Source organism: Methylomarinovum tepidoasis, from assembly GCF_030294985.1.
Lineage (GTDB): Bacteria > Pseudomonadota > Gammaproteobacteria > Methylococcales > Methylothermaceae > Methylohalobius > Methylohalobius tepidoasis.
The window spans coordinates 965,820-980,783 of record NZ_AP024718.1 but is presented as its reverse complement, the minus strand read 5'-3'; the positions used below and the strand labels follow the sequence as shown (position 1 = coordinate 980,783).

14 protein-coding genes, 1 tRNA gene and 1 pseudogene are annotated in these 14,964 nt (G+C 63.7%); 8 read left to right on the top strand and 8 right to left on the bottom strand.

The window, feature by feature from the left end; genetic code table 11:
- Entirely contained in the window at positions 1 to 792 is a 792-nt protein-coding gene (locus MIN45_RS04990; RefSeq protein WP_286293749.1) for an RnfABCDGE type electron transport complex subunit D, read from the bottom strand.
- The gene (locus MIN45_RS04985; RefSeq protein WP_286293747.1) at positions 789 to 1,283 is read right to left on the bottom strand and encodes an aminoacyl-tRNA deacylase; all 495 of its coding nucleotides are present in this window, start codon (positions 1,281 to 1,283) and stop codon (positions 789 to 791) included. Before MIN45_RS04985 ends, MIN45_RS04990 begins: the two co-directional genes overlap by 4 nt.
- A gap of 66 nt (positions 1,284 to 1,349) precedes the next feature.
- Between MIN45_RS04985 and MIN45_RS04980 the strand changes: the two genes are divergently transcribed.
- The 6 genes from MIN45_RS04980 to MIN45_RS04955 all read left to right on the top strand — a co-directional run bounded on the left by MIN45_RS04980 (position 1,350) and on the right by MIN45_RS04955 (position 9,166).
- Positions 1,350 to 2,258, top strand: coding sequence for a histone deacetylase family protein (locus tag MIN45_RS04980; protein WP_286293744.1), 909 nt, complete (start codon positions 1,350 to 1,352; stop codon positions 2,256 to 2,258).
- A gap of 19 nt (positions 2,259 to 2,277) precedes the next feature.
- Positions 2,278 to 2,368: transfer RNA gene (locus MIN45_RS04975), tRNA-Ser, on the top strand.
- 245 nt (positions 2,369 to 2,613) lie between these two features.
- Positions 2,614 to 3,186 (top strand): hypothetical protein, encoded by a 573-nt coding sequence (locus MIN45_RS04970; RefSeq protein WP_286293743.1) that lies wholly within the window; start codon positions 2,614 to 2,616, stop codon positions 3,184 to 3,186.
- 78 nt (positions 3,187 to 3,264) lie between these two features.
- A complete protein-coding gene (locus MIN45_RS04965; protein WP_286293741.1) occupies positions 3,265 to 4,419 on the top strand; it encodes an efflux RND transporter periplasmic adaptor subunit in 1,155 nt (384 codons plus the stop codon).
- Positions 4,416 to 7,595: an efflux RND transporter permease subunit gene (locus MIN45_RS04960; RefSeq protein ID WP_286293740.1), complete on the top strand. Its 3,180-nt coding sequence runs from the start codon at positions 4,416 to 4,418 to the stop codon at positions 7,593 to 7,595. Before MIN45_RS04965 ends, MIN45_RS04960 begins: the two co-directional genes overlap by 4 nt.
- Positions 7,592 to 9,166: an efflux transporter outer membrane subunit gene (locus tag MIN45_RS04955; RefSeq protein ID WP_286293739.1), complete on the top strand. Its 1,575-nt coding sequence runs from the start codon at positions 7,592 to 7,594 to the stop codon at positions 9,164 to 9,166. Before MIN45_RS04960 ends, MIN45_RS04955 begins: the two co-directional genes overlap by 4 nt.
- Positions 9,167 to 9,206: 40 nt before the next feature.
- Here MIN45_RS04955 and MIN45_RS04950 read toward each other — a convergent pair whose 3' ends face one another.
- On the bottom strand, positions 9,207 to 9,623 hold the full coding sequence (locus MIN45_RS04950; RefSeq protein ID WP_286293738.1) for a glycine zipper family protein: 417 nt from the start codon (positions 9,621 to 9,623) through the stop codon (positions 9,207 to 9,209).
- 12 nt (positions 9,624 to 9,635) lie between these two features.
- Positions 9,636 to 10,085 carry a cysteine rich repeat-containing protein gene (locus tag MIN45_RS04945; protein ID WP_286293737.1) on the bottom strand — a complete coding sequence of 150 codons (450 nt, stop codon included), beginning with the start codon at positions 10,083 to 10,085 and terminating at the stop codon, positions 9,636 to 9,638.
- Between the two features lie 155 nt (positions 10,086 to 10,240).
- Between MIN45_RS04945 and MIN45_RS04940 the strand changes: the two genes are divergently transcribed.
- Positions 10,241 to 10,855: a potassium channel family protein gene (locus tag MIN45_RS04940; protein ID WP_286293736.1), complete on the top strand. Its 615-nt coding sequence runs from the start codon at positions 10,241 to 10,243 to the stop codon at positions 10,853 to 10,855.
- Position 10,856: 1 nt separating this feature from the next.
- Here the strand turns inward: MIN45_RS04940 and MIN45_RS12395 are convergent, their stop codons facing one another.
- The 3 genes and pseudogenes from MIN45_RS12395 to MIN45_RS04930 all read right to left on the bottom strand — a co-directional run bounded on the left by MIN45_RS12395 (position 10,857) and on the right by MIN45_RS04930 (position 11,759).
- Positions 10,857 to 11,021 carry a hypothetical protein gene (locus tag MIN45_RS12395; RefSeq protein ID WP_337250358.1) on the bottom strand — a complete coding sequence of 55 codons (165 nt, stop codon included), beginning with the start codon at positions 11,019 to 11,021 and terminating at the stop codon, positions 10,857 to 10,859.
- A 24-nt stretch (positions 11,022 to 11,045) separates the two neighbouring features.
- Positions 11,046 to 11,153, bottom strand: a pseudogene (locus MIN45_RS12390) (C-terminal helicase domain-containing protein); the annotation flags it as partial.
- Between the two features lie 384 nt (positions 11,154 to 11,537).
- Positions 11,538 to 11,759 carry a hypothetical protein gene (locus MIN45_RS04930; protein WP_286293735.1) on the bottom strand — a complete coding sequence of 74 codons (222 nt, stop codon included), beginning with the start codon at positions 11,757 to 11,759 and terminating at the stop codon, positions 11,538 to 11,540.
- A gap of 77 nt (positions 11,760 to 11,836) precedes the next feature.
- On the opposite strand from MIN45_RS04930, the gene dhaL reads away from it, so the two are divergent.
- Entirely contained in the window at positions 11,837 to 12,484 is a 648-nt protein-coding gene (dhaL, locus tag MIN45_RS04925) for a dihydroxyacetone kinase subunit DhaL (protein WP_286293734.1), read from the top strand.
- A gap of 13 nt (positions 12,485 to 12,497) precedes the next feature.
- Here dhaL and MIN45_RS04920 read toward each other — a convergent pair whose 3' ends face one another.
- On the bottom strand, positions 12,498 to 14,963 hold the full coding sequence (locus MIN45_RS04920) for a glycogen/starch/alpha-glucan phosphorylase (RefSeq protein WP_286293733.1): 2,466 nt from the start codon (positions 14,961 to 14,963) through the stop codon (positions 12,498 to 12,500).
- Position 14,964 lies beyond the last annotated feature (1 nt).

Below are 14,964 nucleotides of genomic sequence, written 5' to 3'. Positions count from 1 at the left end.
TCACCTCCTGGAGGGAACGTTCCGGGGCCAGAGATAGCGCGCGCCCGGCAGCCGGCGGTTGAGCAGCGGCACCAGCGGCGCGGCCAGAGCCAGAGCGTAGAACAGGCCCTCGTCGATGTACAGATGATATTGAAACACATAACCGGCCACCGCCACGATCACCGCGAAGGCGATGCGGGCGGCGCGCCGGTCCGGCAGGGTCATGGGATCGGAGAGCATGAAGAAGGCGAAGATCAGCAGGGCGACGTTCTGCAGCTGCAGCCAGGGGATGGCCGGGGGATCGCCGAGCCACAGGGCGCGGCCGAACACCAGGGCGACCCAGGCGGCCAGAAACGCCCAGGTGGCATCGCTCCTGCGGGTGCGGCGCAGCACCATCAGCCCGCCCAGCACCGCCGCCAGGGCCAGAAACACCCCCAGCCCCCACTGCCCTGGCGACACCCAGGCTTGGTCGGTCAACGAAATCGCGGCCACGATTCCCAGATTGGCGGGGTTGAAGACGTGGCGGCCGTCGATGCGGAGCAGAAACTTGCCGGCGATGGCGACGGCCGCCGCCGCCACCGCCCACTGCACCCCCTGGGTGTGCAGCAACAATCCCAGCGACAGCGACGAGATCAGCGGGCTGCGGAAGTCGAAGGGCAGCCCCAGGGCGCGGCAGAAAAGCCCCTGAACCGTGAGCGCCGTCAGCGGATAGACGGCGTAGATCCAAAGCGGACCCGGAAAATCGCGCCATCCCAGGCCATAGAACAGCAGTCCGGCCAGAATCAGAATCTGCAGATGGCGCGGATCGTTCATGCCGACTTGGTGAAAGCCCCCAGCTCCGCCCGCGCCAGCAGGCGGCGCAGATCGGCGCTGCGCAGCGACAGCGACCAGCCCAGCACCCCGGCGCCGATGAACACCCGTTCGTGGGCGAAAATGCCCTCGTCCACCAGAACCCTGAGATCCCCGGGCAGGGCGACGGGCGGCACCGCGCCGACGGGATAGCCGGTGGCCTGCAGCACCTGTTCGGATTCTGCCATGGTCAGGCGGCGTTCGCCCGTGTGCTTGCGCAGCTTGCCCCAGTCGGCCCGCGCGGTGGCAGGGGCGGCCAGCAGCACGAAGCCGCCGCTGCCGGTGCGGAACACCAGGCTGCGGACGATCTGCGCCGGACTCAGGCCGCGGGCCGCGACCAGCTCCTCCAGGCTGCGGATCGGCTTGCGCTCCGGATCCAGCGGAATCTCCACCCATTCATAGTCGATGCCTTCCCGTTCCAACAGGTCGCTCACCGGCGACGACACCTCGCTCATTCGCTTCTCCCCCGTGACTGGTTACAATGCGGAAAATCATGATAGGGCTTTCCGGGAGCCGATGCCATGACCTGCCTGCTCTACACCCACCCCGCCTGTCTGGAACACGACACCGGTCCCGGCCACCCGGAGCGCCGCGCCCGGCTGGAAGCGATTCTGCGAGCACTGGATGCCCCCCGGTTTCAGGCGTTGCTCCGCCGCGAGGCCCCGCGGGCCGACGACGCCCTGCTGCGGCTGGTCCACACCGACGACCACATCGAAACCGTGTTCGCCAGCATTCCCAAACAGGGACACGTCTGGCTCGACCCGGACACCGTGGTCTCCCCCGGCTCCGGAGAGGCGACCCGGCGGGCCGCAGGCGCCGTGTGCGCCGCGGTCGATGCCGTGCATGGCGGTCAGGCCCAAAGCGCCTTCTGCGCCGTCCGCCCGCCCGGACACCACGCCGAACCCCGCAGGGCCATGGGTTTCTGCCTGTTCAACAACGTCGCCATCGCCGCCCGCCATGCCCTGAGCCAAGGGCTGGAAAGGGTCGCCATCGTCGATTTCGACGTCCACCACGGCAACGGCACCCAGGCCGCCTTCGAGCGGGAGCCGAGGGTGCTGTACTGCTCCACCCACCAGTATCCCTGGTATCCCGGCACCGGGGCGGAGACGGAGACCGGCGTCGGCAACATCGTTAACGTCCCCCTGCCCGCCGGCACCGACGGCCCAGCCTTCCGCCGCGCGGTGGAGAAGCGCATTCTGCCCGCCCTCGCCCGTTTCCGCCCGAAACTGATCCTGGTTTCCGCCGGCTTCGACGCCCACCGCCTCGATCCTTTGGGAATGCTGGAACTGGAGGAAACCGATTACCGCTGGATCACCCGTCGCCTGCTGGATTTCCAGGTCCCCGTCGTCTCCGCCCTGGAAGGCGGCTATCATCTGCAAGCCCTGGCCGGCAGTGTCGCCGTCCATGTGGAAACCCTGCTTCGGGGCTGATAGAATATTCAGCTTTCTCGGAGAGGTGGCCGAGTGGTCGAAGGCGCACGACTGGAACTCGTGTATACCCTAACCGGGTATCGAGGGTTCGAATCCCTCCCTCTCCGCCAGAGTTGAGCCCTCGTCGGTTAAAGCAACCAACGGGGGTTTTTCGTACCTCGGAAGAAAGAAACCTCGTTGGTTGCCTGAACCAATTGGGGTTTTTTGTGCCCCATGTACCCTTCGACTAATTTCGGTAAATTCACCTGCAGACCGCCTTGTGCGCCTATGCCACCTGAATCTCCCGTTTCTCCCCGGCGACGGCCTGGCATATAATGCCCGACGAGCATTCCATCTGTTACTTAAGGGGGAAGCGATGCACCAGAGCGGTCGTAACGTTATCTGGGGGATGTTCGACCTGGGGCTGCTGTCCGGCTGCGCCTCGACGCCACCGACCTTTCAACCAGTTTCCGTGCCTTATCTCAGTGAGCGCCTGCGGGCAGGCAGCTATACGCAAAAGCCCCGTACTTTCCACGTTTTGATGGACGCTTCCTCCTCGGTCGCGGAAAATTATCAGGGCCCAGGGTTTCAAGCCACACCGCCGGCTTCGGAGTTCGACGTGGAGAAAGAGATCCTCCGCCGCCTGAATCAGGCCCTGCCCGCCTCGATGCAACTGACAGCCGGCCTGCGCACCTTCGGCTCGCTCAATTGCACCGACTGGCAATTCACCAAGCTGGTCCTCAAACCAGGTCCTTACGACAAGAACACGTTCGCCCATGCGATCGATTCCGTTTCCTGCGCCAGTGGGGTGCCCCCCTTCGGGCATGCGATCGATGCGGCGATCCAGGCGCCCATCGCCCTAAAGCAATCCCATCGCCCCGAACGATGCCGAAGAAGGCCGCGCCCGGAACCGGCGGGTGATCTTCGTTCCGTTCAAATAATGCTTTAGAATCACCGGCACCGAAGGCGGAAGGGACGATCCTTCCGCCTTCTTTCCTTCAAATCCCCTGCCTCGTCGAGATATGCCATGCACGAAGAAAGCCCCTCGTTCACCCTAAGCTGGATGCGCCGCTCATGGTCGTTTGTCATTTGCCTGATTCTGCTGAGCGGCTGTGGTGGCGGGACACCGGAAACAGCGCCGCTGCCACCGGAACGACCGGCGAAGCTGTTCACCGTCGGCGGTCCCTTGGCGCAAAGGACGGTGCGCATGAGCGGCGAGGTCCGCGCCGCCACGCGTGCCGATCTGGCCTTCCGAGTGCCCGGCCTGATCATCGAATTTGCGGTCAAGGAGGGGCAACAGGTACGGAAAGGGCAGTTGATCGCCCGTCTCGATTCCCGGGACTATCAGAGCCGGCTTCGCAACGCTTTGGGGCAATTGGCCAAGGCAAAGGCCAAGCTCCAGTACGACACCACCGAATATCGGCGCTATGTAAAAATCCGTCAGGCCGAACCTGGCGCGGTCAGCGAATCGCTGCTCAACCTCAAGAAAGCCGCCATGGAAATGGCTCGCGCCGAGGTCAAATCCGCCGAGGCGGCAGTGGCCGAAGCCCGCGAACAACTGGCCTACACATTCCTGAAGGCGCCCTTCGACGGCATCGTCGGCCGCAAGTATGTGGACAACTTCGAGTTTGTGGTCGCCAAACAGCCCATCGTCCACCTGCAGAATTTCAGCGAGATCGAAATCCTCCTCGACCTGCCTGAACTGATGGTGATGCCCCTGCGCAAGGCCAAACCGAAGCTCTACGCCCAATTCGCCACATCGGACAAGCGCTATCCCCTGACCATCAAGGAGTTCGCCACCCAAGCGGACCCCCTGACCCAGACCTACCGGGTGGTGCTGGCCACCCCCGCGCCGCAGGAAATCCGCATCCTGCCGGGCATGACCGCCACGGTGGTGATCGAACTGCCCCACGATGCCGCGCTCGACACCGAGATCGTCATCCCCACCGCCGCCCTGTTCAGCGATCCCGACGGACGCAGTTGCGTCTGGGTCGTCGATCCTGAAACCCATCAGGTCCACAAGCGGGTCGTCCACACCGGCCGTCTCACGGACAGCGACCGAATCGAAATCGTGGACGGCCTCAAAGTGGATGAAACCATCGTCGTCAGCGGAGTCAGCCGGTTGCAGGAGGGTATGAAGGTCCGCCCCTACAAGGACGCCCCCAAGGAGAACGCGGCATGAATCTGGCGGAACTGAGTATTCGCAAAAGCCTCATCACGTGGGTGATGATAGTGCTGGCGGTGGTGGTAGGCTGGCAATCCTACAATTCCCTCAGCCGCCTGGAGGATCCGGAATTCACCATCAAGGATGCGGTGATCCTCACCCCCTACCCGGGCGCCTCGGCCCGCGAGGTGGAGGAAGAGGTCACCAATGTCATCGAAAAGGCGGTCCAGCAGTTGGGCCAACTCGAGTGGGTCGAATCCAATTCTTCCCGTGATCTGTCATGGATCAAGGTCCACATCAAGGACCAGTACGACAAGGCCAGCCTGCCCCAGGTCTGGGACGAACTGCGCCGCAAGGTGAACGACGCCCGCCGTCAGCTGCCACCCGGCGCCGGCGAGCCGCTGGTCAACGATGACTTCGGTGACGTCTACGGAATGTACTACGCCATCACCGGCGAGGGCTATTCCCCCAAGGAACTGTACGAATACGCCAAACTGCTGCAGCGGGAGCTGCTCAAGGCCACCGACGTCAAGCGCATCACTCTCTACGGCCAGCGCAAGGAAACCATCTACGTCGAGATGCAACGGGACAGGATGACCAAGCTGGGCATCGCCCCCGACGACATCTACCGCGCCCTGGCCGCCAAGAACCTGGTGGCCGATGCCGGCCATCTGTATCTGGGGGATGAGTTCATCCCCCTCAATCCCACCGGGGCGTTCCGCTCCGAACAGGACTTCGGCGACTTGCTCATCACCCCCGGAAGCCGCAAATCCGACCGGCTGATCTATCTGCGCGACGTGGCCACCATCCATCGCGGTTACCAGGAACCACCCGTCGCCCTGGTGCGCTACAATGGCCAGCCCGCGATTGCCCTGGGCATCTCGACGGTCCAGGGCGGCAACGTCATCACCATGGCGCAATCCATCGAGGAACGCCTGAAGGCACTGGAGCCGATGCGGCCGGTGGGCATGGAGCTGCACGAGATCTCCAACCAGGCCAAGTCGGTCACCACCGCGCTGAGCGCTTTCATGACCAACCTCATTGAGGCGGTGGCCATCGTGGTCGGCATCCTGCTGCTGTTCATGGGGTTGCGAAGCGGTCTGATCATCGGCGCAGTGCTGGTGGTCACCATCATGGCCACCTTCATTCTGATGAAATACTTCGACATCACCCTGGAGCGGATTTCCCTCGGCGCCCTCATCATCGCCCTGGGGATGCTGGTGGACAACGCCATTGTGGTCACCGATGGCATCCGCATGCGCATGAAACGGGGCGAATCCAGTTACGACGCCGCCTGCGCCGTAGTGGGGCAGAATGCCATTCCCATGCTGGGAGGAACGGCGGTGGCGATCACCGCCTTCGCCGCCATCGGCACCTCCGACGACTCCACCGGCGAATACTGCCGCTCCCTGTTTTCGGTCATCCTGATTTCCCTGAGCCTGAGCTGGCTCACTGCCGTCACCTGCACCCCACTGTTGTGTCACACCTTCCTGCCCAAGCCACAGCCGGCTGAAGGGGGACAGGAAGGGGACGGCGGAGATGAGTACGACCGGGGTTTCTACGGAGTCTACAAGCGCTTCCTGAGCCTATGCATCCGCTTCCGCTGGATTCTGGTAGCGGTGGTGCTGGCGTTGTTCGGACTGTCCCTGATCGGCTTCGGCCAGGTCAAGAAAAGCTTCTTCCCCGACTCCACCCGGCCCCAGTTCTACATCGATTTCTGGTTTCCGGAGGGAACCGACATCCAGGAAACCGGCCGTCGCCTCACCCATGCCGAAGCCTTTCTGAAACAACAGGAAGGGGTCACCCATCTGACCACCCAGATCGGTGGCGGTCAGGTGCGCTTCCTGCTCACTTACACCCCGGAGAACCAGTATCCCAGTTACGGCCAGATCCTGGTGGACGTGGACGACTACAAGCGTATCGAAACGTTAGCCCCCAAAGTGCAGAAAGCCCTGGAGGAACGCTTCCCCGACGCCATCGTCAACGTGCGCCTGTTCGTCCTCGGCCCCTCCACCGGCGGCAAGATTCAGCTCCGCATCTCCGGCAAGGACCCTGCGGAACTCCGCCGTTTGGCCCAAAAAGCCGAAGCCATCCTGCGGGCCGAACCCACCGCCAAAGCGGTGCGCAACGAGTGGATGGAACCGGTCAAGGTGGTACGGCCGCAACTGGCCGAATCCCAGGCCCGCCGCGCCGGCGTCGAACGCCCCGATGTGGCCGAAGCCCTGAGAACCAATTTCGAAGGGTTGCAGGTGGGCGTCTATCGCGAGGGGGACGAGCTGATCCCCATCGTCGCCCGTGCCCCCGAACGGGAACGGGCCGATCTCGACAGCCTCGGCGCCATCCCCATCTGGAGTCCGGCAGCCCAGGGCATGATCCCCCTGGGGCAGGTGGTCAGCGCCTTCCCGCTCGAATTCGAGGACGCCCACATCTGGCGCCGCGACCGCCGCACCATGATCCGTATCCACGCCGATCCCCGCAGCGGCTCGCTGCCCAGCGAGGTGCTGGCCAAGGTCAAGGCCAAAATAGAAAAGGCCCTGGGGGTCGATGCCGCCGCCGTTCTCGGCCATCCGGTCAACGAGGAAAAATGGGACGCCAACACCCTGCCGGTGGTCAACAACGCCCTTTGGCCCCTCAAGAACAAACCCGGCTACTATCTGGCCTGGGGCGGCGAAGCGGAAGATTCGGCCCGCGCCACTGCCAATCTGGCCAAATCCATCCCCATCTTCTTCGGTCTGATGGTGCTGATCGTGCTGGTGCTGTTCAATTCCATCAAGAAGACCCTCATCATCTGGCTGACGGTGCCGTTGTCCCTGATCGGCGTCACCCTGGGCCTGCTGCTGTTTGGCCAACCCTTCGGTTTCATGGCCCTGCTGGGGCTGATGAGTCTGTCGGGGATGCTGATCAAGTCCGCCATCATCCTCATCGACGAGATCGACGCCCAGCTCGGCCAAGGCCACAGCCCTTTCCGTGCCGTCATCAATGCCGGCGTCAGCCGTCTCATTCCGGTGAGCATGTCGTCGAGCACCACCATGCTGGGGATGATCCCGCTGTTCACCGACGCCTTCTTCGTCTCCATGGCGGTCACCATCGTCTTCGGCCTCGGTGTGGCCACGGTGCTGATCCTCATCGTGGTGCCGGTACTGTACGCCTTGTTCTACAGTGTTCGTGAAGATGACCGGGAGGTGACGGCATGAAGCGCATCGCCCTGACTGTCGCCATCGCAGCCCTCCTGGACGGCTGCATGCTCGTGGGTCCGGATTATCACACGCCGGAAGCACCCGTCGCCGATACCTGGATCGACATCTCCGACCCTGCCCTGAAGCGTACCGAGACCGATCTGAGTGAATGGTGGCAGGTGTTCGGCGATCCGGTGCTGGATGAGCTGGTGCTCCTGGCGCGGCGTCAGAATCTCAGCCTTCAAGCCACCGCCATCCGTATTCTGGAGGCCCGCGCCCAGCTGGGCATCGCCTCAGGGCTGCTGTATCCCCAGCACCAGCGCATCACCGGTGACCTGAGCCGCCAGCAGATCAGCGAGCACGCCCCCAACACCACGCCAGCCATCGACCGTCGCTTTACCACCACCGGCATCGGCTTCGACGTGGGCTGGGAGCTGGACCTGTGGGGTAAATTCCGCCGCGGGGTGGAAGCGGCGGAGGCCAATCTCGACGCCTCGGTGGCCGATTACGAGGATCTGCTGGTATCCCTCACCGCCGAGGTGGCCCGTACCTACGTGCTGATCCGCACCCTGGAATCGCGCATCCGCGTCGCCCACGAAAACCTGGAAATCCAGCGCCGGACCCTGAATATCGCCGATGCCCTCTATAAAGGCGGGGCCATCACCGAACTGGATTACCTCCAGGCCGAAAGCCTGCTGCACACCACCGAAGCCTCCATTCCGCCCCTGGAAGCGGCGTTGCGCCAGGCCAAGAACGCCCTGGCGGTACTACTGGGACGCCCCCCGGGGGAAGTGGACAGTCTGCTGATGGCGTTCCACCCGATTCCATCCCCACCGGTGGAAGTGGTGATCGGGGTGCCGGCGGACCTGCTGCGGCGACGGCCGGACGTGCGCCGGGTGGAGCGGCGGCTGGCGACCCAGAGCGCCCTGATCGGCGTCACCAAAGCCGATCTCTATCCCCATTTTTCCCTCCTGGGCTCAATCAACCTGCGGGCGAGCGACGCGGCCCTCACGTTCGCCTCCGGCGGCAGCAGCAAACTGGCCGATCTGTTCACCGCCAAAAGCTTCCAGTACTTCGTCGGCCCCAGCCTCAGCTGGGACGTGTTCAACTACGGCCGCATCCGCAACCAAGTCCGTGCCGAGGACGCCCGCTTCCAAGCGCTGATCGCCGACTATCGCAACACCGTGCTGGAAGCCGCCCGCGAGGCTGAGGACGCTATCGCCGCCTTCGTCAAGGCACGGGTGGAACAGGAAAGGCGGCGTCTCAGCTACGAAGCCGCCCGCCGCTCGGTGGATCTGTCCCTGCTCCAGTACCGCGAGGGTCTGGTAAGCTATCAGCGTGTGCTTGATTCCCGGCGCAGCCTGCTGACGGCCCAGGACGATCTGACCCGGATCCGTGGCGACGTGGCTGTCAATCTGATCGCGCTTTACAAAGCGCTGGGGGGTGGCTGGCAGGAGCGCGACCTGGAGACAGCCGTGCCGGAAGAGGTCAAGCGGGAAATGGCACAGCGGACGAACTGGAAGGGCTTGTTGGAGACGGGAGAGCCCCGGAAGGAAAAGCCAACTCGCTGGCGTTGGCCGGACTGGTAAGACCACGGCGCCCGGTCATGGAACCGGGCGCCGATCGCGTTCACTGTACCGAGTATCCCCGGCCTGCCATGCAGTTGGCGAAGGCCTGGCTGTAGGCGTTCTGGGAATTGGCCGCCGCCGATTGTTGCTGCAGCTGCTGGTCGCGACGCCGGAACATCCCTTTCATGGCGCCGCCCACCGCGCCAATCGCCGCGCCCTTGCCGGCATTCCCCGCAATGGCGCCGATGGCCGCCCCGGCGGCCGCCCCCCGGGCTCCACCGCGCAGAACCTGCCCCTCCTGCGGCGTACTCTGCTGCTGCATCGCTGCCGCCTGCTTCTGGGCCAAAGCCTGACACTCAGCCTGGTCCTTGGCGATCTGCTCTGGGGTCTGTCCCCGCTGGGGCACCACGACCTGTGCCCAGGCACCGCTCATCAGAATCAGCAACCCCGCTCCCGTCATCAACCGTATCTTGATCATCGGAAAACTCCTCTATCGCTTCATACTCACATCACTCAAAGCCCGCTGGCAGCGCTGGCTGATTTCGGCATCATGCCGCTCCAGACAGTTCAGCAACCTTCCCTCGCCGGGTTCCACATGAGAACAGAATTTCACCAGATCATCCTCACACTGATGGGCGATATAGCCCAGCGCCGCGACGATCCGTTCCAGCTGATCCGCCGCCTGGTACAGGGCAAGCTCACAGGTGGGGGAAATCTTGTCCTCGTGAGCGAGGATGCACGCCACCAGCCGTCCCTCCCCAGGGGTCACCTGGGGGCAGAACTCCTTCACCTCCGTCTCGCAGCCCCGCAGGAAGGTTCCTGCCGGGCCCGGCTGAGATGCAGCCGCATCCAACCGTTCATTGCCGAAGCCACCGCCACCGCTGGCACATCCCCCCAAAGCCAGCGCCAACAGCGCGGCGAGCACAGGTTTCGCTTTCATTTCTCCTCCTTACCTTCCGGTGTTGTCATTCCTGGCTATGGTGGCATGATAGGTTCGATGCTGTCCAGAAAATCCACCGACCTTCGACGATGACAAGTTTTTTTCTACGCTTCCACAGAAGCGCCCTTTATTATCCCTTTCTTCTCGGGACCCTGTTGGCACTGATCGCCATTTATCCGCTGATCGATGACCACCATCTGGGACGCCTGCTGCTGCCTCTGTTTCTGACAATCACCCTACTGGGGGGGGCCGTCGCCGTCTCCGAAGGTCGTCTCCGTCTTTGGATCGGCGTCATCACCGGCACCTCGATGGTGATCACCCGGCTGGCTTGGCAGTGGTGGCCGCTGGATGTTCTGGCACAGATTTCGCTGGTCTGTGGCGTCGCTTTCTTTTTCCACGTCACGCTGGTACTCCTGCACCACATCTTCACCCACCGCGGCTCCATCGGCGCCGAAATGCTGTATGGCGCGGTCAACGTCTATCTGTTGATCGCCATCACCTTCACTTTCGCCTACGCCCTCATCGCCACTGTCGATCCCCAGGCCTTCCACGGCCTGCCGGCGCTCAACGGACGTTACTTTTCCTCGCTGCTTTACTTCAGCATCGTCACCCTCACCACCCTGGGTTACGGCGACATCAGCCCCGTCAGCCGCCCCGCCGCCGTCCTGGTCACACTGGAGGCCCTGTGCGGCCAGCTCTATCTGACCATTCTGGTGGCCCGGCTGGTGGGGTTGTACATCGCCCAGGAAAGCCGCGATGAACGCCCTTGAATCACCCCAGCGGCGCCAGCAACACCTGCAGGTCTTCCGCCGTCAGCGCGGGGGCGGCTTTGCCCTTCCTGCCGTAGATCCCCTGCGCCAGCGCCTGCTTGCGGGCCTGTAGCTTGAGGATGCGTTCCTCCACCGTCCCTTCGGTGAGGAGCTTGTAGACGAACACCGGCTTGTCCTGGCCGATGCGGTGGGCGCGGTCGGTGGCCTGGGCTTCGACCGCGGGGTTCCACCAGGGATCGTAGAGGATGACGGTGTCGGCCTCGGTGAGATTGAGGCCGACACCGGCCTTGAGGGAAATACGGCCGCAGCTTCTCGGCCCGCAGGGTCAGAAAACGCTGTTCCCCTAGGGGAACGGTGACGGTCTCTGGCAGGAAGGGGGCGGTCAGAAGTTCCGGCCGGGGTACCTGCGCCAGCGGTCCTGCCTCGCCCCGTTCCGGGTCGAGCCATAATGGCGGGTCGGTGGGAATCACCCGGGCTTTCGGTTCGGCGACCGCCTCCAGAATCTTGCCGCCGGGCACCGGGCGCCACTGGAACCGCACCGGGCGGACATCCTCGGTCAAACGCAGTGGTTGGCCGGCATCCCCGACGAAACAACGGCCGGTGTCGATCATCTGCCGCAACGCCAGATAGCCCAGACGGCCCTTCAGCAGCGGCAGGGAGAATTCCTCCCGCAGCGCGTCGATCAGGTGAACGATGGGGCGGTCCTCCGGCTTGACGTAATCGGGGAAATGGTAACGGCTGCCGTAGTAGGAATCGCCTGGGCGCGGAACACGATCAGAGTGTCCTCTTCCCGCTCGACCTCGAGGGAAACGACCCGGCCCTGTTGGTAGTAGGCCCGCCCGCGCTCGAAATAAAGATCGTCACAGAGCCGGCGGATCTTGGTATATGTCAGGTTCAATGGCATGATGATGACAAAGTGTGACCGGTCGTTTGACCACCGAATCCCTTCAATTCTCCCACAACCGAGACAGGAGGACATCCATGCCCGCAACCCCTGCCGTGCTTCCGGAACTCATCCAGGCCGCGCTGGCGGCCATCGACGCCCATGCCGAGGAAGTCACCGAACTGGACAGGACCCTGGGCGACGGCGACCACGTCACCAACCTGCAGCGGGGCCTCAGAGCCCTGCTGGCGCAAAGCGACGAGCTGGCCGCGCTGGACGACTGGAGTCAGGCGCTGCAAAAGATGGCCATGACCATCATGAGCCAGATCGGCGGCGCCTCCGGCTCTCTCTACGCCACCCTGTTCATGACCCTGGCGAAACAGCTGAAGGGCAAGGCGATGGATCTCGCCGCCTTCGCCGAGGCCTTCGAGGCCGGGGTCGAAGCCATGAAACAGCGCGGCCGTTCCGACGTGGGGGAAAAGACCATGCTGGACACCCTGGTGCCCGTGGCTGCCTATCTGAAACGGGCCGCCGGGGAAGGCAAGGACCTCGACCAAGTATTGGAAGAAGTCAAAGCGGTGGCCACCGAAGGGATGGAATCGACCCGCGACATGCTGGCCACCAAGGGACGGGCCTCCTATCTGGGCGAACGCGCCCGCGGCATCGTCGATGCCGGGGCGCGGACCAGCCAGCTGATGATCTGCACGATCGCGGACAAGCTGGCGGAGAAAAGCGCCCGGCACTGAACGACCGCCGCCATCACCGCTGCCCCTCCAAGGGGGACACCTTCCAGATGTCCTCGCAGTATTCCCGGATAGCCCGATCGGAGGAGAACTTGCCGACCCGGGCGGTGTTGAGGATCGACATCCGCCGCCAGTGGCGGCGGTCACCGAAGGCGTGGGAGACCTCATTCTGGGTATCCACGTAGGTGCGGTAGTCGGCCATGAGGAAGAAGGGATCGCAATGGCGCAGGCTGTCGGTGATGGGCTTGAACAGTTCGCGGTCGCCGTGGGAAAACAGGCCGCTGTCGATGAGGTCGAGCACCGCGCCCAGCTCGGGATCGTCGCGCCAGCATTCCCAGGGGCGGTAGCCGGCGGCGCGCAACTGGCCGAGCTGTTCCACCGTCAGGCCGAAGAGGAAGAAATTGTCCGGCCCCGCTTCCTCGCGGATTTCCACGTTGGCGCCATCGAGGGTGCCGATGGTCAGGGCGCCGTTCAGCATGAACTTCATGTTGCCGGTGCCGGAAGCCTCCATGCCGGCGGTGGAGATCTGCTCCGACAGGTCGGCCGCCGGATAGATATGCTGGGCGCTGCTGACGTTGAAGTTGGGGAAAAACACCACCTTGAGGCGGCCGGCGACGTCAGGATCGTGATTGACCACCTCGGCCACGGCGTTGATCAGTTTGATGATGAGTTTGGCCATGTGATAGCCGGGGGCGGCCTTGCCGCCGAAAATGAAGGTGCGCGGCACCAGATCGAGGCCGGGATCGTGCTTGAGGCGGTGATAGAGCGTGAGGACGTGGAGGACGTTGAGGTGCTGGCGCTTGTACTCGTGGATGCGTTTGACCTGGACGTCGAACAGGGAAGCCGGATCGACCGTGACACCGACGCGCCGGGCGATCAGGCGGGCCAGGCCGGCCTTGGCGGCGTCCTGGGCCGCCTGCCAACGTTCCTGGAAGGCCGCATCGTCCGCCAGCGCTTCCAGCTGGCGCAGCCTGTCCAGATCGTAGCGCCAGTCCCCTTCGACCGCCTCGTCCAGCAGCCCGGCCAGGGCCGGATTGCTCAGGGCCAGGAAACGCCTGGGGCTGACGCCATTGGTCTTGTTGCTGAACTTCTCCGGCCACAGATCGTGGAAATCCTTCAACACCGTGGATTTGAGCAGCTCGGTGTGCAGCCTGGCGACACCGTTGATGGCGTAACTGCCGACACAGGCCAGGTTCGCCATACGGATGCGGCGGCCGCCATCTTCGTCGATGAGGGACAGGCGCCGGACCCGTTCGGGATCGTCGATGAAATGGATGCGCACCTCGTCGAGGAAACGGCGGTTGATTTCGTAGATGATTTCCAGCAGGCGCGGCAGCAGGCGCTCGAACAGTTCCACCGGCCAGGTCTCCAGCGCCTCCGGCAGCAGGGTATGGTTGGTGTAAGCGAAGGTACGGCGGGTGATGTCCCAGGCCTGTTCCCAACCCATGCCGTGATCGTCGAGAAGCAGGCGCATCAGTTCGGCGACGGCGATGGCCGGATGGGTGTCGTTGAGCTGGACGGTGAATTTGGCGTGGAAGTCGGTCAGGTCGCCGCTGATGAGGGTGTGAATGCGCAGCATGTCCTGCAGGGCGCAGGAAACGAAGAAATACTGCTGCCTGAGGCGCAGTTCCTTGCCCACCTCCGGCTCGTCGTTGGGATAGAGCACCTTGGTGAGGTTTTCGGCCGCCATCTGGGCCTCCACCGCCTGATAGTAGTCACCGACGTTGAACGCCTGAAAGTCGAACGTCTCGCAGGCCTCGGCCTTCCACAGCCGCAGCATGTTGGCGTGCTTGCCGCCATAACCAAGGATCGGGGTGTCGTAGGCCACCCCGACCACCACCTCTTCCGGCACCCAACGTACCCGGTAACGGCCTTGATCATCCTGGTAGGACTCGGTATGGCCGCCGAAACGCACCGGGAAGCGCAGCTTGGGGCGCTGCAATTCCCAGGGATTGCCGTTGCGCAGCCAGTTGTCGCTTTTCTCCACCTGCCAGCCATCGCGGATGACCTGTTCAAACATGCCGAATTCGTAGCGGATGCCGTAACCGATGGCAGGAATCCGCAGGGTGGCCAGTGAATCCATATAACAGGCCGCCAGCCGCCCCAGCCCGCCATTGCCCAGCCCCGGCTCCACCTCCTCGGCAAGAATGGCCTCGAAATCCACGTTCTGATCGGCGGCCGATTCGCGCACCTGATCGAGGATCCCTAGGTTGAGGAGGTTGTTGCCCAGGTGCGGCCCCAACAGGAATTCCGCCGACAGATAGCACACCGTGCGCGCCTGCTGGTGTTTGGCCGTGCGGGCGCTGTGGATCCAGCGGTCCATCATGCGGTCACGGGTCACATAAGCGGCGGCCTGGTAGTAATCGAACGGGGTGGCGACCTCCGGCAGCCGCCCCAGGGTGTAGATCAGATGGTCCTCGAAGGCCTTGTTCAATTCCTTGCGCGACAGGCCGGTGCGCAGATTTTCCTTTGCCCTGGCCATG